This window comes from Streptomyces sp. NPDC041124, assembly GCF_055592385.1.
The window spans coordinates 274,648-295,529 of sequence record NZ_JBVIYR010000008.1 but is presented as its reverse complement, the minus strand read 5'-3'; the positions used below and the strand labels follow the sequence as shown (position 1 = coordinate 295,529).

The following is a 20,882-nucleotide window of genomic DNA, read 5'->3' as shown; positions in this document are numbered from 1 at the left end:
AGCCCGGGCGGGCGGTCAGCTCGTCCAGAACTCCCACCAGCGGGTCAGGATCAGCATGCCGATGATGCCGATGTGCAGGACCGGCAGGACCCAGGTGAACTCGCCGAAGAAGCCCTTCAGCCAGCCCGGTGCGGGCAGGAAGCCCTGGCGGACGTTGAACGACGTCACGTACCAGAACATGATGATCGTGGCGACCCAGGCCAGGCAGCACCACAGGCACAGGGCGTTGATCCGGTACAGCGACTGGAACATCAGCCAGGCGCAGAAGGCGACGCCGAAGAGCATGCCCGCGTTGAGGGTGAGCCAGTACCAGCGCGGGAAGCGGGCCCGGGCCAGCAGGCTCACGCCGACGCAGACCACGATGCCGTAGGTGACGAGGCCGAGCATCGGGTTGGGGAAGCCGAAGACGGAGGCCTGGTCGCTCTCCATGACGCTGCCGCAGGAGACCACGGGGTTGAGGCTGCACCCGGGGACGAACGTCTCGCCCCTGACCTTGGCCTCGAGCAGCTTGAACTTGTCGAGAGTGATCACCCACGCGGCGAGCACGCCGGCGGCGCCGGTGATCACCAGGAGCAGGGCCAGGGCCCGGCTCGCGCCTTCCGTGCGGGGCGCGGAGGCGGGGCGCTCCGGCGAGGCGGAGGGTTCGGGCTCCATGTCGACGTCCCTGACTGTCGTCTTGCTCATCACGCCGATTCCGTCACTAGAGAGTGTGGACCTGCTTCGGGCTGGGGGCCATTGTGCCGTACGGGGCTGTGGACGCGCCGTCGAGCGTGCATAAGGGCATACCGGCTTTCGCCCGGGAGTGTTGCGTTTCGGCCGACGCGCGTCGGGGGGTCGTACAGGTGCTCCCCGCCGGATCACCCGCCGGGGTGCCACGCGGCCGACGCGACGGGCGCCGGTGCCGCGTGACCACACGCGACGGGCGCCGGGTGCCCCGGAGGGCACCCGGCGCCCGTCGCGCACGGTCAGCCGAGCCGCGACTCCAGTTCGGCCACGATCTCGTTCACGCCGACCGCCGTCTGCTCGCCCGACTCCATGTCCTTGAGCTGCACCACGCCCTCGGCGAGGTCGCGTTCTCCGAGAACCAGGGCGTAGCGGGCGCCCGAGCGGTTGGCGGCCTTCATCGCGGCCTTGAGACCCTTGCCGCCGTAGGCGAAGTCCGCGGCCACGCCGTTCTTGCGCAGTTCGGTGACCTTCGCGAACAGCACCCGGCGGGCCTCCTCGCCGAGCGGCACGGCGAACACGCTGGTGGTCGCGGGAAGTTCGAGCTGGACGCCCTCCGCCTCAAGGGCCAGCACCGTGCGGTCGACGCCGAGGGCCCAGCCGACGGACGGCAGCGCGGGGCCGCCGATCATCTCGGACAGGCCGTCGTACCGTCCGCCGCCGCCGACCGCGGACTGCGAGCCCAGGCCGTCGTGGACGAACTCGAAGGTGGTCCGCGTGTAGTAGTCCAGGCCGCGCACCAGCTTGGCGTCGTCCTCGAAGACGACACCCGCCGCCGTGATCAGCTCGCGCACCTCCTCGTGGTACGCCTTGCAGCCGTCGCAGAGGTAGTCGCGCAGGAGCGGCGCTCCGGTGAGCTGCTTCTGCACCGACTCGCGCTTGTCGTCCAGGACGCGCAGCGGGTTGATCTCCGCACGGCGCAGGGTGTCCTCGTCGAGGTCGAGGCCGCGCAGGAAGTCCTGCAGCGCGGCCCGGTACACCGGGCGGCACTCCTGGTCGCCGAGGCTGTTGAGCAGGATGCGGAAGTTCCTCAGGCCCAGCGAGCGGTACGCCTGGTCGGCGAGGATGATCAGCTCGGCGTCCAGGGCCGGGTCCTCCGCGCCGATCGCCTCGGCGCCGACCTGGGAGAAGTGGCGGTAACGGCCCTTCTGGGGGCGCTCGTAGCGGTAGTAGGAGCCCGAGTACCAGAGCTTGACCGGGAGGTTGCCCGCCTTGTGCAGGTTGGCCTCCAGGGCGGCGCGCAGCACGGAGGCGGTGCCCTCGGGGCGCAGGGCGAGCCGGTCGCCGCCCTTGGTCTCGAAGGCGTACATCTCCTTGGTGACGATGTCGGTGGACTCACCGACACCGCGTGCGAAGAGTTCGACGTTCTCGAAGCCGGGGGTCTCGATGTAGCCGTAGCCCGAGCCCCGCAGCGGGGCCGCGATGGCCTCGCGGACGGCGAGGTACGTGGCGCTGTCCGGCGGGATCAGGTCGTAGGTGCCCTTGGGGGCCTTGAAGGTGCTCACGGAAGTCTCTCGTCACATTCCTCGTCGGGGAGCGGGCTCGGCTCCCTGGCCGGAGGCCACCTGCCGCAGATACGGGTTGGTGGCGCGCTCCTGGCCGATGGTCGTCTGGGGGCCGTGGCCGGACAGCACCACGGTCGAGTCGTCGAGCGGCAGGCACACGCGGGCCAGCGAGTCGAGCATCTCGGCCATGTCACCGCCGGGCAGGTCGGTGCGTCCGATGGAGCCGGCGAACAGCAGGTCGCCCGAGAACATGACCGGCGGGATGTCCGCCGCCTCGGGCAGTGCGAAGGTCACCGACCCCTTGGTATGGCCCGGCGCGTGCGCGACGGAGAACTCCAGGCCCGCCAGCTCCAGCCGCGCGCCGTCGGTGAGCTCCTTGACGTCGTCCGGCTCCCCCACGGTCAGCTCGCCCATCAGCGGCATGCCGATGGCGCGGCCGATCCCCTTCTCGGGGTCGCTCATCATGTAGCGGTCCTCGGGGTGGATCCAGGCCGGGACGTCGTGCGCCCCGCACACGGGGACGACGGAGGCGACGTGGTCGATGTGGCCGTGGGTGAGGACGACGGCGACGGGCTTGAGCCGGTGCTTGCGGACCGCCTCCGCGACGCCGTCGGCGGCCTGGTGGCCGGGGTCGATGATCACGCACTCCTCACCGGCGGCGGGGGCGACGAGATAACAGTTCGTCCCCCAGGCCCCGGCGGGGAACCCGGCAATGAGCACGATCGTCCTTCGTTTGTGTCGGTACGGGAGGCTTGCGACGGGACTCAGCCCGTGGTCAGAGCCTACCGGCGCTGCCGATCCCCCAGCGAACCCATATACGGTACGGGGCACACGCAGGCGGTCGGCTCACCGCACGCACGCACGCGTACCGGCCGGCACACGAGACGCATGAGGAGAGAACCCGGTGGTCAGCCAGGAACAGCGGCGGCGTCAGCTCGCCCGGGAGAAGTTCTTGCGGCAGCAGCAGCGGCGTACGGAGGCGCGCCGCAAGTCGCGGACGCGCAACTCGGTGATCGCGGCCGTGCTCGGTGTGGTCCTCGTGGGCAGCGGCGCGCTGTACGCGACCGGTGCGCTGGAGCAGGACGACGACAAGACCAGCGCGAACTCCGAGGTCACGCCGAGCGCCGCGCCGACGGGCAAGGCACCGGACCCGTGCGAGAAGCCGGCGGAGGGCGAGGCCGGGAAACAGACCTGGAAGAAGGAGCCGGCGATGTCCATCGACAAGTCGGCGAAGTACACCATGAGGCTTGACACGACCTGCGGGGCGATAGACGTGGCGCTGAAGGCGTCGGCGGCGCCGCACACCGTCAACTCCTTCGCCTTCCTCGCGGACAAGGGCTACCTCGACCACACCAGGTGCCACCGGCTCACCACCAACGGCATCTACGTGCTGCAGTGCGGTGACCCGACGGGCACCGGCACCGGCGGTCCCGGGTACACGATCCCGGACGAGAACCTGAAGGACGCGAGCCTGAAGGACAACACCTACCCGGCGGGCACGGTCGCGATGGCCAACACCGGGCAGAAGGACAGTGGTGGCAGCCAGTTCTTCCTGGTCTACCAGGACAGTCAGCTGCCGCCCAACTACACACCGTTCGGCACCGTGTCGGAGGGTGGCATGGCGGTGCTGAAGAAGATCGCGGGCGCCGGGGAGAACACCGGAGCCGGTGACGGGGCGCCCAACGCGACGGTCGTGATCGACAAGGCGACCGTCACCGAATCCTGAGCCCCAACTGCGTAATTTCGGTCGCGCGGGATGCGGACAGGCATCCCGTCGGTCGCCTATGTTGGCCGTGACGAAACTGTGGACGATGCCCGGGGGAGCGCGTAGGCCCCTTCGACGGCATCATGTGGAGGAGGCGCTGTGAGCAGCGACCCGTGGGGCCGCGTCGACGAGACGGGGACCGTGTACGTGCGTACGGCCGACGGTGAGCAGGTCGTCGGTTCCTGGCAGGCAGGCTCCCCCGAGGAGGCGCTGGCCTACTTCGAGCGCAAGTACGAGGGACTGGTTGTCGAGATCGGCCTCCTCGAGAAGCGAGTGAAGACCACCGACCTGTCGTCCAAGGACGCGCAGACCGCGATCGGCCACCTGCGCGAGCAGGTCGACGCCCATCACGCGGTCGGTGACCTGGACGCCCTCAGGGCCCGGCTGGACAAGCTCGTGGAGCTGGTGGAAGCGCGTCGTGAGGAGCGCAAGGCGCAGCGGGCCCGGCAGTCCGACGAGGCGCGCCACGCGAAGGAGGCGCTGGTCACCGAGGCCGAGGAGCTGGCGCAGTCCGACCAGTGGCGGGCGGCCGGTGAGCGGCTGCGGTCACTGGTGGACACCTGGAAGGGCCTGCCGCGGCTGGACCGCAAGTCCGACGACGAGCTGTGGCACCGGTTCTCGCACGCGCGGTCGGCGTTCTCCAAGCGGCGCAAGCAGCACTTCGCGCAGCTGGACGCGCAGCGTGAGGAGGCCCGCAAGACCAAGGAACGGCTGGTCGCCGAGGCCGAGTCGCTGTCGAACTCGACGGACTGGGGTCCGACGGCCGCCCGCTACCGCGAGCTGATGACGGAGTGGAAGGCCGCGGGCCGTGCCCAGCGGGAGCACGAGGACGACCTGTGGAACCGCTTCCGCGGCGCCCAGGACGTCTTCTTCGCCGCCCGCAGCTCGGTCTTCGCCGAGCGGGACGCGGAGCAGACCGAGAACCTCAAGCTCAAGGAGGAGCTGGCCGGGGAGGCGGAGAAGCTTCTGCCGATCACCGACCTGAAAGCCTCGCGGGCCGCGTTCCGTGCGATCAACGAGCGCTGGGAGGCCATCGGTCACGTGCCGCGGGACGCCCGCCCGAAGGTCGAGGGCCGGATGCAGACCGTGGAGCGGGCCCTGCAGGAGGCCGAGGAGGCCGAGTGGCGCCGGACGAACCCGGAGGCACGCGCGCGTGCGGCGGGTCTGACCGGCCAGCTCCAGGCGGCCGTGGACAAGCTGAAGGGCCAGATCGAGCAGGCGCGTGCGCAGGGCAACACCGCCAAGGCGGAGAAGCTCGAGCGTGAGCTGGAGGGCCGCCAGGCCCTGCTGGACCAGGCGCTGAAGGGTCTTGAGGAGTTCGGCGGCTGAGACCCGCGCCCGCGCGACGGAGGGGGCTGCCGTACTTCGAGGTACGGCAGCCCTCTCCTTCTCGTGTGTCCCCTACGTGCGGTTGCGGGCCGAGGTGACGCGGTAGACGTCGTAGACGCCCTCCACTCCGCGTACGGCCTTCAGGACGTGGCCGAGGTGCTTGGGGTCGCCCATCTCGAAGGTGAAGCGGGAGGTGGCGACCCGGTCACGGGAGGTCTGCACGGCCGCGGAGAGGATGTTGACGTGCTGGTCGGACAGGACGCGGGTCACGTCCGACAGCAGCCGGGAGCGGTCCAGGGCCTCGACCTGGATGGCCACCAGGAACACCGAGGACTGGGTGGGCGCCCACTCGACCTCGAGGATCCGCTCGGGCTCGCGGGACAGCGAGTCGACGTTGACGCAGTCGCTGCGGTGCACGGAGACGCCGCTGCCGCGGGTGACGAAGCCGATGATGGGGTCCCCGGGGACCGGGGTGCAGCAGCGGGCGAGCTTGACCCAGACGTCCTCGACGCCCTTGACGATGACGCCGGGGTCGGAGCCGGCGCGGCGCTTGCGGCTGCGGCCGCGGGCCGGCGGGACGCTCTCGTCGATCTCCTCGGTGGCCGCCTCCTCGCCGCCGAGGGCCTGGACGAGCTTCTGCACGATGTTCTGTGCGGAGACGTGGCCCTCGCCGATCGCCGCGTACAGGGCGGAGATGTCCGAGTAGCGCATCTCGTGCGCGAGGGTGACCAGGGAGTCCCCGGTGAGGATGCGCTGGATGGGCAGGTTCTGCTTGCGCATGGCGCGGACGATGGAGTCCTTGCCGTGCTCGATGGCCTCGTCGCGGCGCTCCTTGGAGAACCAGGCGCGGATCTTGTTGCGGGCACGGGGGGACTTGACGAAGCCGAGCCAGTCGCGGGAGGGGCCGGCGCCGGCCGCCTTGGAGGTGAAGACCTCCACCAGGTCGCCGTTGTCGAGGGTGGACTCCAGCGGTACGAGACGGCCGTTGACCCGTGCCCCTATGGTGCGGTGGCCGACCTCGGTGTGGACCGCGTAGGCGAAGTCCACGGGGGTGGCACCGGCGGGCAGCGCTATGACGTCGCCCTTCGGGGTGAAGACGAACACCTCGTTGCGGGAGAGGTCGAAGCGCAGGGACTCCAGGAACTCGCCCGGGTCCTCGGTCTCCTTCTGCCAGTCCAGGAGCTGCCGCAGCCACGCCATGTCGTTGATGGCGTCCTTGTCCTTGCCGGAGCCCTTCGGCACGTCGGTGCGGACCTTGGAGGCACCGGCGACGGCCTCCTGCTTGTACTTCCAGTGCGCGGCGATGCCGTACTCGGCGCGGCGGTGCATGTCGAAGGTGCGGATCTGCAGCTCGACGGGCTTGCCGCCGGGGCCGATGACCGTCGTGTGCAGCGACTGGTACATGTTGAACTTGGGCATCGCGATGTAGTCCTTGAACCGGCCGGGGACCGGGTTCCATCGCGCGTGCACGGTGCCGAGGGCCGCGTAGCAGTCGCGGACGGTGTCCACGAGGACGCGGATGCCCACCAGGTCGTAGATCTCCGCGAAGTCACGGCCGCGGACGATCATCTTCTGGTAGACGCTGTAGTAGTGCTTGGGGCGGCCGGTGACGGTCGCCTTGATGCGGGCCGCGCGCAGGTCCTGCTGGACCTCGTCGGTGACGATGGCCAGGTACTCGTCGCGCTTCGGCGCCCGCTCCGCGACCAGGCGCACGATCTCGTCGTACATCTTGGGGTAAAGGATCGCGAAGGCGAGGTCCTCCAGCTCCCACTTGATGGTGTTCATGCCCAGCCGGTGGGCGAGCGGCGCGTAGATCTCCAGGGTCTCGCGCGCCTTCTTCTCCTGCTTCTCGCGCTTGAGGTAGCGCATGGTGCGCATGTTGTGCAGGCGGTCGGCGAGCTTGATGACCAGGACGCGGGGGTCCTTGGCCATGGCGACGACCATCTTGCGCACGGTCTCGGCCTGGGCGGCCTCGCCGAACTTGACCTTGTCGAGCTTGGTGACGCCGTCGACGAGGAGGGTGACCACGTCACCGAAGTCGCGGCGGAGGTCCTCCAGGCCGTACTCGGTGTCCTCCACGGTGTCGTGCAGCAGGCCGGCCATGAGCGTGGCCGGGTCCATGCCGAGCTCGGCGAGGATCGTGGTGACCGCGAGCGGGTGCGTGATGTACGGGTCGCCGCTCTTGCGCTTCTGGCCGCGGTGCCAGCGCTCGGCGACCTGGTAGGCGCGCTCGATCTGGCGCAGCGTCGCGTTCTCGATCTTGGGGTCGTTGCTGCGGACGATGCGCAGCAGCGGCTCCAGCACCGGGTTGTAGGGGTTGGCGCGCTGGACGCCGAGCCGGGCGAGGCGGGCCCGTACGCGGTTGGAGGATCCGGAGCGGGCGGGCTGGCCGCTGTTGGGGCGGGCCACCGCGGCGGAGCGCTCGGGCGGGGACTTGGGGCGCGTCTGCTCGGGCTTGTCCACGGGCGCGGACTGGGCGTGCTGGACCGGCCCACGCGCGTCGTTCTTCGCGTGGGGCGCGCTCGGCGCGGGCTTCGCCGCGGCCGCCGAGGCGGACTCGGGCTTGGCGGCGGTCAGGTGCTGGGCCTCGTCTGGCAAGAGGACTCCTCGTGCGCGATCCGGGTCACCCGGTCAGGCTCCGGAGACCCCATGGTAGCGATCCCCTGCTCCGGGATCGCCTTCGGAGCGGTGTGAGGACCGTCTACCCGGGAAACGCACGGGACGGACACCGGATTCCTCCGGGTCCGCCGCGTGCCGCGCACCGGCCCGGGTCAGGTGACGCGAAAGCGCCCCGGAACGGGTTCCGGGGCGCCCTTCTCGTGCGGAGGCTCACACCGCGATGAGTGCTTCCAGGGGGGCTCCGCCCAGTGCGGCCTCGAGACGCTGCCGTCCGCCGAGGAACGTCAGCTCCATCAGGACCGCGAGACCCGCGACCTCGGCGCCCGCCCTGCGGACGAGCTGGACCGAGGCCTCGGCGGTACCGCCGGTGGCGAGGACGTCGTCGATCACCAGGACGCGGTCGTCACGGGTCAGGTCCTCGGCGTGGATCTCGATCTCGGCGGATCCGTACTCCAGGTCGTACGCCTGGCTGAGGGTGGCTCCGGGGAGCTTGCCCGCCTTGCGCACGGGGATGAAGCCCAGGCCCGCGCGGACGGCCACCGGGGCGCCGAGGATGAAGCCCCGGGCCTCCAGGCCGACGATCTTGGTGGCGCCGGTGCTCCGGGCGATGCCCGCGAGGACGTCGCTGAGGGCGGAGAACGCCTCGGGGTCCGCCAGGAGCGGGGTGATGTCCTTGAACATCACGCCCGGCTCCGGGTAGTCCGCCACGTCCCGGATCCGGCTGAGCAGCAGAGCCGGGACATCGGTGATCTCGGTCATCGGCGCCTCCCCGAAGGACGGCCCCGGCCGCGGTTGCGGGCGGCGGACTCGCGCGGTCCCACGACCGACGGCGTGGCGTCCTCGGCTTCGTCCCCGTGGTCCCCGGCGACGACCGTGGCCATCTGCGGGTCAGCCGGGTCCGCGCCCTGGGCGCGCTTGGCCATGACCCTCTTCCTGAGGGACTTCATTCCCGGCTCGAGCTCCTTGAGGTCGGCGACGAGCGGCGTCGCGATGAAGATCGAGGAGTACGCACCGGCCGCGAGGCCGACGAACAGCGACAGGGAGATGTCGTTGAGCATGCCGGCACCGAGGACACCGCCGCCGATGAACAGCAGGCCCGCCACCGGCAGCAGCGCGACCACCGTGGTGTTGATGGAGCGGACCAGGGTGCTGTTGATGGAGCGGTTGGCGATCTCGCTGTAGGTCCAGCGGGTCTGCTTGGTGATGTCCTTGGTCTGTTCCTTGAGGCTGTCGAAGACGACGACCGTGTCGTACAGCGAGTAGCCGAGGATGGTCAGCAGACCGATCACCGTGCCGGGTGTGACCTCGAAGCCGACGAGGGCGTAGATGCCGACGGTGATCGTGATGTCGTGGATCAGCGCGACGAACGCGGCGACCGCCATGCGCCACTCGAAGGCGATCGCCAGATAGATCACCACGAGGATCATGAAGATGGCGAGGCCCTGCCACGCCTTGTTGGCGATCTGTTCGCCCCAGCTGGGCCCGACCAGTTCGGCGTTGATCTGCTCGGCGTTGACCTCGAGGTCCTCGGCGAGCGTGTCCTTGATCTTGTCCGAGGTGCTGGTGTCGATGCCCGCGACCTGGATGCGCAGGCTGCCGTCACCGAGCTTCTGCACGATGGCGTCGTGGCCGGAGGCCTCCTCCGCGTACTCCTCGGCCGTGGCGACGGAGACACTCATGTTCTTCGGGGTGGTGAAGACCGCTCCGCCCTGGAACTCGATGCCCATGTGCAGGCCGCGCACCCCCAGGCCGGCGATGGCCAGGATGGTGATCAGGATGGAGACGCCGTACCAGATCTTGCGGTTCTTGACGAAGTCGTAGCCGACCTCACCGTGGTGGAGCCGGGCTCCCAGCGTGCCGAGTTTCGACATCTCTCACGCCTCCTTCGTCAGGGCGGGGGCGGAGGGACGGCGGGTGCGGCGCAGCGGTGGTTTGGCACCCAGCGCCTTCGGGTCGAGTCCGGACCACTTGTGACCGCTCGAGAAGAACTTCCGGCGGGCCATCAGCGTCAGCAGCGGCTTGGTGAAGAAGAACACCACCACGACGTCGAGCACCGTGGTCAGGCCGAGCGTGAAGGCGAAGCCCTGGACCTTGCCGACGGTGACGACGAACAGCACGGCGGCGGCGAGGAACGACACGAAGTCGGAGACCAGGATGGTGCGCCGGGCTCGCGGCCAGGCCCGCTCCACGGACGGGCGCAGCGTGCGGCCCTCGCGGATCTCGTCCCGGACCCGTTCGAAGAACACGATGAACGAGTCCGCCGTGATGCCGATCGCGACGATGGCACCGCACACGGCCGGCAGGTTCAGCGCGAAGCCGATGGTCGGGCCGAGCAGCGACATGATCACGTAGGTGAGGGCCGCGGAGATCAGCAGGGAGGCGATGGCGATGAAGGACAGGCCCCGGTAGTAGACCAGCAGGTAGAGCACGACCAGGGCGAGGCCGATCGCACCGGCGATCAGGCCGGCCTCGAGCTGCTCACCGCCGAGGGCGGCGGTGACGGTGGTGACGCTGTCCTCGCGGAAGGTCAGGGGCAGGGCGCCGTAGGACAGCATGTTGGCCAGTTCCTGCGCCGACTGCTGGTTGAAGTTGCCGGAGATCTCGGCGTTGCCGCCGGTCAGCGCCTGGCTCACGTACGGGTCGGAGACGACCTCGTTGTCCAGGACGATGGCGAACTGGTTCTGCGGGGACTGCTGCTGGGCGAGCTGCCCGGTGATGTCGGCGAACTTCTTGGCGCCGCCGTCGCTGAACTTCATGGTGACGGTCCAGCCGGCACCGGTCTGGGTGTTGAGGACGGCGTCGGCCTCGTCGACGTCCGTGCCGTCGACCGCGGCGGGGCCGAGGATGTACTTCTGCCACTGGCCCTGGGAGTTCTGGCCGCAGGCGACGGTGGAGTCGGCGGCCTTGGCGCCGGCACCGGCCTTGGCGCGGACGCTCTCCTTGGTGCAGTCGAGCGCGGCGTACTGGGCCTGGAGCTTGCTGTCGGCGCCGGAGGCGCCGCCGGGCGCGGACGGGGCGGGCTCGGCGCTGTCGCCGGCCTTGCCGCTCGGGGACGCGGAGGGGGTCTCGTCGGCCTTCAGGGCGTCGGTGACCGCGCGGCCCTGGGTGGTGGCGCTCGCCGACGGGCTGCCGGTGGCGGACGGGGACGAGCCGTCGGTCGCCTTCTCGGTGGCCTTGTCCTCGCCGGAGTCCTGCTCCGCGGCGTCGCCGGTGGCGCTGGGCGTCGGGGCGGCGCCGCCGCCGGCGAGCTCGGTGGCGACGACGGGGCGGAAGTAGAGCTTGGCGGTGGTGCCGACCTGTTCCCGGGCCTGCTTGGAGTTCGTGCCCTTGGGAATGTTGACGATGATGTTGCGGGTGCCCTGCGTCTGGACCTCGGCCTCGGAGACACCGAGACCGTTGACACGCCGCTCCATGATGGAGACCGCGGTGTCCATGTTGGTCTTGTTGACCGCGGACTCCTGGCCCGCCTCGGGGACCGCTGCCAGGGTGATGCTCGTGCCACCGGCCAGGTCGATGCCGAGACGCGGAGTGGTGTGCCCGGAGGCGAACATCCCCCCGGTGAGCGCCACGATGGCGATAAGGATCAGAGCCAGCGAGCGCCACGGCTTACTCGTGGCGCTCGCGTTCTTTCCCTTTTTGAGTGCTGCCACCTTCTCGTACTCCCTCTCGGACCGCCTCGCTCCGGGTCGGGGTGCGGGCGGCCATGACGTGGTGTCGGGATTCCGTGCGAGCTGGGCATGTCCCGGCGCGCACGGGCAGCACCCGCGCACCCCGGGACATGACTACTTCGCGTCGGAGTCGCCGTCGGACTTCTTCGGCTGCGCTTCCGCCTTGGCCTCGTCGGCGGTGTCGGCGTCGGCCGGCTCGTCGGCCGCGTCCTTCTTGCCGAGGTCGACAGGCGTGTCGTCGGAGGCGGCGGCAGCGTCGGAGGAGTCGTCGGTCTCGGTGAGGGAGGAGGCGTCGTCGGGGACGACGTCGGACTGCAGGTCGTGCTCGATGCCGTGGACGATGCGGTTGTACTCCTCGTCGGTCAGGACGGCACCGATCGAGTTCTTCGCGAACAGCAGTTCCACACCCGGGCCGGCGTCGAGGAGGACCGTGTCCTCGCTGACCTCCTTGACCGTGGCGTACATGCCCCCGATGGTGCGGACGCCGGAACCGGGCTGCATCTGGTTCCGCATGTCGATGGCCTGCTGCTGCTTCTTCTTGGCCGACCGGGTCATCAGGAACATGGCCCCGATGAGCACAATGAACGGGAGGAGGGTCAGGAGACTCACGGGTCGGAACTTCCTTCACACGACCGCGCTGGTGAACGGCCTGATGGTTGGGGGTATGTGATGCCGCCGGCAACGGTGGCATCGGCGGAGTCTAAGCCAGTCCGCGTCAACGGAACAACGCTCAGCATGGCACCCGGGTTCCTGCCTGGGCCAACGCGCTCGCCGTCACGTCCCGAACAGGTCCCCTTGTCCGTTTCCCGGGGCCTGCGAGCGGGGCGGCGCGAGGCCGAGGTGCGCCCATGCCGCCGGGGTGGCGACCCGTCCGCGGGGGGTGCGGGCGAGCAGTCCCTCCCTCACCAGGAAAGGCTCCGCCACCTCTTCCACCGTCTCACGCTCCTCCCCCACCGCGACAGCGAGCGTGGACAGGCCGACCGGACCGCCGCCGAACAGCTTGAGCAGCGCCTCGAGCACCGCCCGGTCCAGCCGGTCCAGGCCGCGGGCGTCGACCTCGTAGACGGCGAGGGCCGCCGCGGCGATGTCCTGGGTGATCAGGCCGTCGGCCTTGACCTGCGCGTAGTCCCGGACACGGCGCAGCAGCCGGTTGGCGATCCGGGGCGTGCCCCGGGAGCGGCCGGCGATCTCCGCGGCGCCGTGGGCGTCGATCTCCACGTCGAGCAGGCTCGCCGAGCGGTGGACGACCCGCTCCAGCTCGGCGGGCTCGTAGAACTCCATGTGGGCGGTGAAGCCGAAGCGGTCGCGCAGCGGGGGCGGCAGCAGGCCGGCCCGGGTGGTGGCGCCGACCAGGGTGAAGGGGGGCAGTTCGAGGGGGATGGCGGTGGCGCCGGGACCCTTGCCGACGATGACGTCGACGCGGAAGTCCTCCATCGCCATGTAGAGCATCTCCTCGGCGGGCCGGGACATCCGGTGGATCTCGTCGAGGAAGAGGACCTCGCCCTCCTGGAGGGAGGAGAGGATCGCCGCGAGGTCGCCGGCGTGCTGGATGGCGGGGCCCGAGGTGATGCGGATGGGGGCTTCCATCTCGGCGGCGATGATCATCGAGAGGGTGGTCTTGCCGAGTCCGGGGGCACCGGAGAGCAGCACGTGGTCGGCGGTGGCGCCGCGTGCGCGGGCGGCACGCAGGACGAGGTCGAGCTGCTCACGGACCTTCTCCTGGCCGATGAACTCGCCGAGGTCCTTGGGGCGCAGGGCGGCCTCGACGGCCTGGTCCTCGCGGTCGGCGACAGGGCCCACCAGCCGCTCGCCGGTGGCGTCGGTGTCGGTGGTGTCGTCCCAGTTCATGTGTTGCCTCGGCTCTCGGTACGGGCTATCGGGCGCGGTTGAGCGTCTGCAGGGCGGCCTTGAGCAGCTGCCCGACCTGCGGGGTCCCCCCGGCGGCCTCCGCCTGGGGTGCGACGGCGGAGACGGCCTCGTCGGCCTCGCGGGTCGCGTAACCGAGGCCGATCAGGGCGGCGTGGAGCTGGTCGCGCCAGCCGGCGGTGACCTGCGCGCCGACGGCGGGGGCGCCGACCGGCGCGCCGAGGCGGTCCTTGAGTTCCAGGAGCAGCTTCTGGGCGCCCTTCTTGCCGATGCCGGGGACGGCGGTGAGCGCCTTCTCGTCGCCGGTGGAGACGGCTCTGCGCAGGGCGTCGGGGGCGTGCACGGCGAGCATCGCCTGGGCCAGCCGGGGGCCGACGCCGCTGGCGGTCTGGAGCAGCTCGAAGACCTGGCGTGCGTCCTCGTCCGCGAAGCCGTACAGGGTCAGGGAGTCCTCGCGCACGACGAGCGAGGTGGCGAGCTTCGCGGGCTTGCCCACGCGGAGCGTGGACAGCGTGTCGGGCGTGCACTGCACGGCCATGCCCACGCCGCCGACCTCGACCACCGCGGTGTCGGGGGCGAGGGCGGCGACCGTGCCGCTGACGAAGGCGATCATGTCGTACGGCCTTTCGATGCGTGCGGGGAGCGGGGGGTGCGGGCCGTCCCCGGCGGGCGGGCGGTCCCGGCGGCATGCCGGGCGGCGGCCTGCTGGAGCCGGTTCTGGGCGGGCGCGCGCCAGATGTGGCAGATGGCGAGCGCGAGGGCGTCGGCGGCGTCGGCCGGTTTCGGCGGGGCGTCGAGCCGGAGCAGCCGGGTGACCATGGCGCCGACCTGGGCCTTGTCGGCGCGGCCCGAGCCGGTGACGGCGGCCTTGACCTCGCTGGGCGTGTGCAGGGCGACGGGGATGCCGCGGCGGGAGGCGCACAGGATCGCCACGGCGCTGGCCTGGGCGGTGCCCATCACGGTGCGCACGTTGTGCTGACTGAAGACGCGCTCCACGGCGACGAACTCGGGCCGGTGCTCGTCCAGCCACTGTTCGAGGCCCTGTTCGACGGCGACGAGGCGGTGGCCGAGGTCGGCGTCCGCCGGAGTGCGGACGACGCCCACGCCGAGCATGGTGAGCGGTCTGCCCGCCACGCCCTCGACGACGCCCACACCGCACCGGGTCAGTCCCGGGTCCACCCCCAGTACGCGCACGCGCCGGCCCTCTCCCTCGATCACCTGTTTGTGCAGGCTATCGGGTGCCACTGACAGAGCGACGGGCCGGCGGAAGTGTCCCGCCGGCCCGCTGAGCAGTGGACGCGTTACGCGTCGACCTTCTCCATGATCTCGTCGCTCACGTCGAAGTTGGCGAAGACGTTCTGCACGTCGTCGCTGTCCTCCAGGGCGTCGATGAGCTTGAAGATCTTCCTGGCGCCCTCCTCGTCCAGCTCGACCTGCATGGTCGGGACGAAGTTGGCCTCGGCGGAGTCGTAGTCGATCCCCGCGTCCTGCAGGGCGGTGCGCACGGCGACGAGGTCGGTGGCCTCGCTGAGCACCTCGAAGGACTCACCGAGGTCGTTGACCTCCTCGGCGCCGGCGTCCAGGACGGCGGTGAGGACGTCGTCCTCGGTCAGTTCGCCCTTGGGGACGATCACCACGCCCTTGCGGTGGAACAGGTACGACACGGAGCCCGGGTCGGCCATGGAGCCGCCGTTGCGGGTCATCGCGACGCGCACGTCCGAGGCGGCGCGGTTGCGGTTGTCGGTGAGGCACTCGATGAGCACCGCGACACCGTTGGGCCCGTAGCCCTCGTACATGATCGTCTCGTAGTCCGCGCCACCGGCCTCGAGACCGCCACCGCGCTTGATGGCGGAGTCGATGTTCTTGTTCGGCACCGACTGCTTCTTGGCCTTCTGGACGGCGTCGTAGAGTGTGGGGTTGCCGTCCAGGTCGACGCCGCCCATGCGCGCGGCGACCTCGATGTTCTTGATCAGCTTCGCGAAGAGCTTGCCGCGCTTGGCATCGATCACGGCCTTCTTGTGCTTCGTCGTGGCCCATTTAGAGTGGCCGGACATCTGCCTGTCTCCTTCGCGTAACCCATCTCTGCAACGAACGCAGGAATCCTACAAGGACTCGGCCGCCCGCTTCGCCCTCGTCATGTCGGCGAAGAGGGCGTGCACCCGGTGGTCCCCGGTCAGTTCCGGGTGGAACGAGGTGGCCAGCGCGTTGCCCTGGCGGACCGCGACGATGTGTCCGGCGTGTTCGGCGAGCACCTCGGCCCCCGCGCCGACGGACTCCACCCAGGGGGCGCGGATGAAGACGCCCTCCACGGGGTCGCCGGTGACGCCCTTGACGTCGACCGCGGCCTCGAAGGACTCGTTCTGCCGTCCGAAGGCGTTGCGGCGCACGATCATGTCGATGCCGCCGACGGTCTCCTGACCCGAGCGGGGGTCGAGGATCTTGTCCGCGAGCATGATCATTCCCGCGCAGGTGCCGTACACCGGCATGCGGTCGCGCACGCGCGCGCGGAGGGGTTCCATCAGGCCGAACAGGACGGCCAGCTTGGAGATCGTGGTCGACTCGCCGCCGGGAATGACCAGGCCGTCGACCTCGGCGAGTTCCTCGGGGCGCCTGACCGGCCTGGCCACGGCGTCGGCCGCGGCCAGGGCGGTGAGGTGCTCCCGTACGTCGCCCTGGAGCGCCAGGACGCCGATGACAAGGGCGTCGCTCATCAGGGGACTACCAGCCGCGGTTGGCGTAGCGCTCGGTCTCGGGGAGGGTGTCGCAGTTGATGCCGACCATGGCCTCGCCGAGGTTGCGGGACGCGTCCGCGATGATCTTCGGGTCGTCGTAGAAGGTGGTCGCCTTGACGATGGCGGCGGCACGCTTGGCCGGGTCACCGGACTTGAAGATGCCGGAGCCGACGAAGACGCCCTCGGCGCCGAGCTGGCGCATCAGCGCGGCGTCGGCCGGGGTGCCCACACCACCGGCGGAGAACAGCACGACGGGCAGCTTGCCCAGCTCGGCGACCTCCTTGACCAGCTCGTAGGGGGCGCGCAGTTCCTTGGCGGCGGCGTACAGCTCGTTGTTGTCGTAGCCGCGCAGGCGGGCGATCTCGTTCTTGATCTGGCGCAGGTGGCGTACGGCCTCGACGACGTTGCCGGTGCCGGCCTCGCCCTTGGAGCGGATCATCGCGGCGCCCTCGGCGATGCGGCGCAGGGCCTCGCCCAGGTTGGTGGCACCGCAGACGAAGGGGGTGGTGAACGCCCACTTGTCGGAGTGGTTGACCTCGTCGGCCGGGGTGAGGACCTCGGACTCGTCGATGTAGTCCACGCCGAGGGACTGGAGCACCTGGGCCTCGACGAAGTGGCCGATGCGGGACTTGGCCATGACGGGGATGGACACCGCGTCGATGATGCCCTCGATCATGTCCGGGTCGGACATGCGGGCCACGCCGCCGTCCTTGCGGATGTCGGCCGGGACCCGCTCCAGGGCCATGACGGCGACGGCTCCGGCGTCCTCGGCGATCTTCGCCTGCTCCGGAGTGACGACGTCCATGATCACGCCGCCCTTGAGCTGCTCGGCCATGCCTCGCTTCACACGGGCGGTGCCGGTCTCGGGACCCTGGTTTTCGGAGAGCGTGCTGGACACGAATGACCTCGCTGAGGGGGAAGGGGGTTTCTGCAGCACTGAGGAAACGTGAACGGAGCAGGCCACAGCAAGGGCCAATGGGAAGCCGGTGGATCGTTTTCGGGTGAAGCGGTCTCCGGCGCGGGGCGGACTCGGCCGTTATGCGGCCCGCTCGATCAGGGCGGCCGGGGGCTCGTCGTCCATCTCGAAGGCCATCGGGAAGGGCGCGTGCCCGGCCAGCCGGAACCAGCGCACCTTGCGGTGCCGGCGCAGGGCGCGGGCGGCGCGCACGGCGTCGTTGTGGAAGCGGCGGGCCATCGGCACCCTGCGGACCGCCTCGGCGAGCTCCAGGGCCGCCTCCTCCCCTCCGGGCACCTCCCTGACCGCGTCCACCTGCTGCGCGTCCGCGAACACCGCGCGCAGCGCCTGGGTCAGCTCGCTCTCGGCGACCTCGCGCTGCTCCTCCACCGCCTGCCGCGCGGCGTGCGCGGCCTCGTACAGCACGATCGAGGCGGCCGGGTCGAGCACTCCGGAGGTGGCCAGCTCCCCGGCCACGGAGGCGCGGCGCAGCAGCTGGGCGTCGAGGGCGGCGCGGGCCGCGTCGATACGGGCGTGCAGCCGGTCCAGCCTGCCCGCCGTCCAGCTCAGGTAGAGGCCGATGGCGACGAGGGCGACAAGGATCCAGATGAGGGTTGCGGTCACGGGCGGCAAGGCTAGTACCGCCGGTGCCGGCCGCCGCCCCTGGGGCACGCCCCGTCCCCCTCGGCCCGGAGGGCTGCGGCCCCGTGCCCGGATCCCCTGGGCCGCGGGCACGGGGCCGTCACCCGCTCAACCCTCCGGGCAGGCCGCGCGAGCCCTCGCTCAGTCCCTGGCCAGGCCCAGCCGGGCCCTGAGTCCCGTCGCGCGGTCGTCCGCCGCGACCGCGGCCGCGCCGGCCGTCACCGTCTCGTAGACCGACAGGATGTCCGCGCCGACCGTCGACCAGTCGAAGCGGCGGACGTGGGCGCTGCCGCGCCCGCTCAGCTCAGCACGGCGCCCGGGGTCGTCGAGGAGCCGCAGCGCGGCCTCGGCGAGCGCGTCCGCGTCCTCGTTGGCGAACAGCTCGCCCGCCGCTCCCCGGTCGAGGACCTGGGCGAACGCGTCGAGGTCGGAGGCGAGCACCGGCGCGCCCGCGGACATCGCCTCGACCAGGACGATGCCGAAGCTCTCCCCGCCGGTGTTGGGTGCCACGTACACGTCGACGCTGCGCAGGAGGCGGGCCTTGTCCTCGTCGCTGATCATGCCGAGGAACTCCACACGCGGGCGAAGCTCCTCGGGCAGCGACTCGACCGCCTCCTCCTCGTCGCCCCGGCCCGCGACCAGCAGCCGTGTCCCCGGGCGGGCGGCGAGGATCTTCGGCAGGGCCCTCATCAGCACCGGCAGGCCCTTGCGGGGCTCGTCGATGCGGCCGATGAAGCCGATGGTGTCCCCCTGCCACTCCGGTCTGGGCTCGGCCTTGGCGAAGAAGTCGACGTCGACGCCGTTGGGAATGACCACGGCGTCGCCGCCCAGGTGCTCGACGAGGGTGCGGCGGGCGTACTCGCTCACCGCGATCCGCGCGCTGATCTTCTCCAGGGCGGCCTGCAGGATCGAGTACGCGGCGATCATCGCACGGGAGCGCGGGTTGGACGTGTGGAAGGTGGCGACGATCGGCCCCTCGGCCGCCCAGCAGGTCAGCAGACCGAGCGAGGGCGAGGTCGGCTCGTGGATGTGGACGACGTCGAAGGCGCCCTCGTGCAGCCAGCGCCGCACCCGTGCGGCCGACAGGAAACCGAAGTTGAGCCGGGCCACCGAGCCGTTGTACGGCACGGGAACCGCGCGGCCCGCCGAGACGACGTACGGGGGCAGGGGGGTGTCGTCGTCGGCCGGGGCGAGGACGGACACCTCATGACCGAGGCGGATGAAGTACTCCGCCAGATCGCGGATGTGGAACTGGACGCCACCCGGCACGTCCCAGGAGTACGGGCAGACGATGCCGATCCTCACGACGAGGTCCCCTCCTGGTCCTTCGCCGGGGCCGTCGCGGGGCCCCGCGCGGGGTCGAGGTCCTTCAGCCACAAGCGCTGGAGCATGTGCCAGTCCTCCGGATGGTCGGCGATCCCCGTGGCGAAGGCGTCGGCCAGCGCCTGTGTCATGACGGACGTCTTCTCGGCGCGCGTACCCGACGCCGGCACCCCGACCGGGGGGTGGACCCGCCCCCGCATCACCGGTGAGTCGTCGTACCAGAGCGTGGCCGGCAGCAGCCGGGCCCCGGTGTGCTGGGCCAGCAGGGCGGGCCCGGCCGGCATGCGGGCACGCTCGCCGAAGAAGCCGACCTCGACGCCGGAGGAGGACAGGTCGCGGTCGGCGACCAGGCAGACCAGTCCGCCGTCGCGCAGCCGCCGGGCCAGGGTGCCGAAGGCGGAGCCGCCGCTGTGCGGGAGCACCTCCATGCCGAGGCCCTGGCGGTAGGCGACGAACCGGTCGTACAGCGTCTCGGGCTTCAGCCGCTCGGCGACGGTGGTGAACGGTATGCCGAGCTTCGTGGTGACCCAGGCGCCGGCGAGGTCCCAGTTGGCGAGGTGGGGCAGCGCGAGGACGACGCCCTTGCCCGCCGCCATGCCGTCGGTCAGGTGGTGGAGGTCCTCGACCTCGACGCCGGCCGCGATCCGTTCGGCACTCCAGGCGGGCAGCCGGAACGACTCCATCCAGTAGCGCAGGTACGACCGCATGCCCGCGCGGGACAGCTCCGCGAGCCGCTCCGGTCCCGCGTCCGGCACGATGCGCGCGTAGTTGCTCTCCAGCCGCAGCACGCCCTCGCCGCGCTGCTTCCACGCGACGTCGGCGATGGTCCTGCCCAGGCGCACGGCGACCGGCTCGGGAAGTTTCTTGACGGTGCCCCAGCCGGCGCCGTACAGGGCGTCGGTGAGCCGCTCCTGGGCGCTCACTTCGCGGCCTCGCTCCCCCGGGCCTGCTGCGCCTCTGCTTCCTGCGCCTCGGCCGCCTCCGCCTCGGCGGACTCCCGGCGCACGGTGACGACCCGCTGGATCAGCGTGACCAGGCTGCCCACGGCGACGATCCACAGGGCGACGGGCAGCAGGTACTGGATGCCGGGGACTCCGAAGGCGTGCAGCCCGGCGAGGCCGGCCGCGACCAGCGAGATCACCAGCCGCTCGGCCCGCTCGACCAGGCCGTTGACCGCGACCGGCAGTCCGATCGACTCACCGCGCGCCTTGGTGTACGACACGACCTGGCCGCTGGCCAGACAGAAGATCGACACCGCGCACAGGACGTTGTTGTCGCCGTCTCCCGCGTACCACAGGGCGAAACCGCCGAAGACGGCCCCGTCCGCGACCCGGTCGAGGGTGGAGTCCAGAAAGGCGCCCCAGCGGCTGGACCGGCCGAGCTGGCGGGCCATGTTGCCGTCGACGAGGTCGGAGAACACGAACAGCGTGATGACGATCGTGCCCCAGAAGAACTCGCCCATGGGGTAGAAGACCAGCGCGCCCGCGACCACACCGGCGGTGCCGATGAGCGTGACCGTGTCCGGGCTGACCCCCCGCCGGATGAGAAACGCGGCGAACGGTGTGAGGACACGCGTGAAGAATGCACGCGCGTACTTGTTCAGCATGGCCTTCCCGACGGTCGGTGTGGCCGTGCGGCCCCGCTGGCCACCGGCGGGCCCAATCGTAGCCAGGCGCACGCGCGGGCGACGGGCGTACCCCCGCGGCGGGGACGACACCCCGTGCACCGGGACCCCCGTGGACCGCGGGCGGGGAC

20 protein-coding genes are annotated in these 20,882 nt (G+C 70.9%); 2 read left to right on the top strand and 18 right to left on the bottom strand.

Features of this window, described 5'->3' with window-relative positions:
• Positions 1-15 precede the first annotated feature (15 nt).
• The 3 genes from ACZ6A9_RS23275 to ACZ6A9_RS23265 all read right to left on the bottom strand — a co-directional run bounded on the left by ACZ6A9_RS23275 (position 16) and on the right by ACZ6A9_RS23265 (position 2,948).
• Positions 16-684 (bottom strand): vitamin K epoxide reductase family protein, encoded by a 669-nt coding sequence (locus ACZ6A9_RS23275; protein WP_468988355.1) that lies wholly within the window; start codon positions 682-684, stop codon positions 16-18.
• Positions 685-965: 281 nt separating this feature from the next.
• Entirely contained in the window at positions 966-2,228 is a 1,263-nt protein-coding gene (gene hisS, locus ACZ6A9_RS23270) for a histidine--tRNA ligase (RefSeq protein ID WP_468988352.1), read from the bottom strand.
• Between the two features lie 12 nt (positions 2,229-2,240).
• Entirely contained in the window at positions 2,241-2,948 is a 708-nt protein-coding gene (locus ACZ6A9_RS23265) for an MBL fold metallo-hydrolase (RefSeq protein ID WP_468988347.1), read from the bottom strand.
• A 184-nt stretch (positions 2,949-3,132) separates the two neighbouring features.
• Between ACZ6A9_RS23265 and ACZ6A9_RS23260 the strand changes: the two genes are divergently transcribed.
• Both ACZ6A9_RS23260 and ACZ6A9_RS23255 read left to right on the top strand, forming a co-directional pair.
• Entirely contained in the window at positions 3,133-3,954 is an 822-nt protein-coding gene (locus tag ACZ6A9_RS23260) for a peptidylprolyl isomerase (RefSeq protein WP_468988344.1), read from the top strand.
• Between the two features lie 138 nt (positions 3,955-4,092).
• A complete protein-coding gene (locus ACZ6A9_RS23255; protein ID WP_468988340.1) occupies positions 4,093-5,322 on the top strand; it encodes a DUF349 domain-containing protein in 1,230 nt (409 codons plus the stop codon).
• A gap of 72 nt (positions 5,323-5,394) precedes the next feature.
• Here the strand turns inward: ACZ6A9_RS23255 and relA are convergent, their stop codons facing one another.
• From relA to pgsA, 15 genes are all read right to left on the bottom strand, one after another.
• Entirely contained in the window at positions 5,395-7,920 is a 2,526-nt protein-coding gene (gene relA, locus ACZ6A9_RS23250; protein WP_468988337.1) for a GTP pyrophosphokinase, read from the bottom strand.
• A gap of 231 nt (positions 7,921-8,151) precedes the next feature.
• The gene (locus ACZ6A9_RS23245; RefSeq protein WP_468988333.1) at positions 8,152-8,700 is read right to left on the bottom strand and encodes an adenine phosphoribosyltransferase; all 549 of its coding nucleotides are present in this window, start codon (positions 8,698-8,700) and stop codon (positions 8,152-8,154) included.
• Complete coding sequence (secF, locus tag ACZ6A9_RS23240; protein WP_468988330.1) at positions 8,697-9,812, bottom strand: protein translocase subunit SecF; 1,116 nt, start codon at positions 9,810-9,812, stop codon at positions 8,697-8,699. The genes ACZ6A9_RS23245 and secF overlap by 4 nt, the downstream gene beginning before the upstream one ends.
• Positions 9,813-9,815: 3 nt before the next feature.
• Positions 9,816-11,591: a protein translocase subunit SecD gene (secD, locus tag ACZ6A9_RS23235; RefSeq protein WP_468988328.1), complete on the bottom strand. Its 1,776-nt coding sequence runs from the start codon at positions 11,589-11,591 to the stop codon at positions 9,816-9,818.
• 132 nt (positions 11,592-11,723) lie between these two features.
• The gene (gene yajC, locus ACZ6A9_RS23230; protein ID WP_468988325.1) at positions 11,724-12,218 is read right to left on the bottom strand and encodes a preprotein translocase subunit YajC; all 495 of its coding nucleotides are present in this window, start codon (positions 12,216-12,218) and stop codon (positions 11,724-11,726) included.
• Positions 12,219-12,383: 165 nt separating this feature from the next.
• Positions 12,384-13,457 (bottom strand): Holliday junction branch migration DNA helicase RuvB, encoded by a 1,074-nt coding sequence (gene ruvB / locus ACZ6A9_RS23225; protein ID WP_468988322.1) that lies wholly within the window; start codon positions 13,455-13,457, stop codon positions 12,384-12,386.
• Between the two features lie 25 nt (positions 13,458-13,482).
• Positions 13,483-14,088: a Holliday junction branch migration protein RuvA gene (gene ruvA, locus ACZ6A9_RS23220; RefSeq protein WP_468988319.1), complete on the bottom strand. Its 606-nt coding sequence runs from the start codon at positions 14,086-14,088 to the stop codon at positions 13,483-13,485.
• The gene (gene ruvC, locus ACZ6A9_RS23215) at positions 14,085-14,669 is read right to left on the bottom strand and encodes a crossover junction endodeoxyribonuclease RuvC (RefSeq protein ID WP_468988667.1); all 585 of its coding nucleotides are present in this window, start codon (positions 14,667-14,669) and stop codon (positions 14,085-14,087) included. The genes ruvA and ruvC overlap by 4 nt, the downstream gene beginning before the upstream one ends.
• Before the next feature lie 107 nt (positions 14,670-14,776).
• Positions 14,777-15,529 (bottom strand): YebC/PmpR family DNA-binding transcriptional regulator, encoded by a 753-nt coding sequence (locus ACZ6A9_RS23210; protein WP_468988316.1) that lies wholly within the window; start codon positions 15,527-15,529, stop codon positions 14,777-14,779.
• Between the two features lie 48 nt (positions 15,530-15,577).
• A complete protein-coding gene (gene pdxT / locus ACZ6A9_RS23205) occupies positions 15,578-16,186 on the bottom strand; it encodes a pyridoxal 5'-phosphate synthase glutaminase subunit PdxT (protein WP_468988313.1) in 609 nt (202 codons plus the stop codon).
• 7 nt (positions 16,187-16,193) lie between these two features.
• Complete coding sequence (gene pdxS, locus ACZ6A9_RS23200; RefSeq protein ID WP_468988310.1) at positions 16,194-17,105, bottom strand: pyridoxal 5'-phosphate synthase lyase subunit PdxS; 912 nt, start codon at positions 17,103-17,105, stop codon at positions 16,194-16,196.
• 138 nt (positions 17,106-17,243) lie between these two features.
• Entirely contained in the window at positions 17,244-17,786 is a 543-nt protein-coding gene (locus ACZ6A9_RS23195; RefSeq protein ID WP_468988308.1) for a LemA family protein, read from the bottom strand.
• Positions 17,787-17,945: 159 nt separating this feature from the next.
• Complete coding sequence (locus tag ACZ6A9_RS23190; protein ID WP_468988306.1) at positions 17,946-19,109, bottom strand: glycosyltransferase family 4 protein; 1,164 nt, start codon at positions 19,107-19,109, stop codon at positions 17,946-17,948.
• On the bottom strand, positions 19,106-20,050 hold the full coding sequence (locus tag ACZ6A9_RS23185) for a phosphatidylinositol mannoside acyltransferase (protein ID WP_468988303.1): 945 nt from the start codon (positions 20,048-20,050) through the stop codon (positions 19,106-19,108). Before ACZ6A9_RS23185 ends, ACZ6A9_RS23190 begins: the two co-directional genes overlap by 4 nt.
• Positions 20,047-20,733: a phosphatidylinositol phosphate synthase gene (gene pgsA / locus ACZ6A9_RS23180; RefSeq protein WP_468988301.1), complete on the bottom strand. Its 687-nt coding sequence runs from the start codon at positions 20,731-20,733 to the stop codon at positions 20,047-20,049. Before pgsA ends, ACZ6A9_RS23185 begins: the two co-directional genes overlap by 4 nt.
• Positions 20,734-20,882 lie beyond the last annotated feature (149 nt).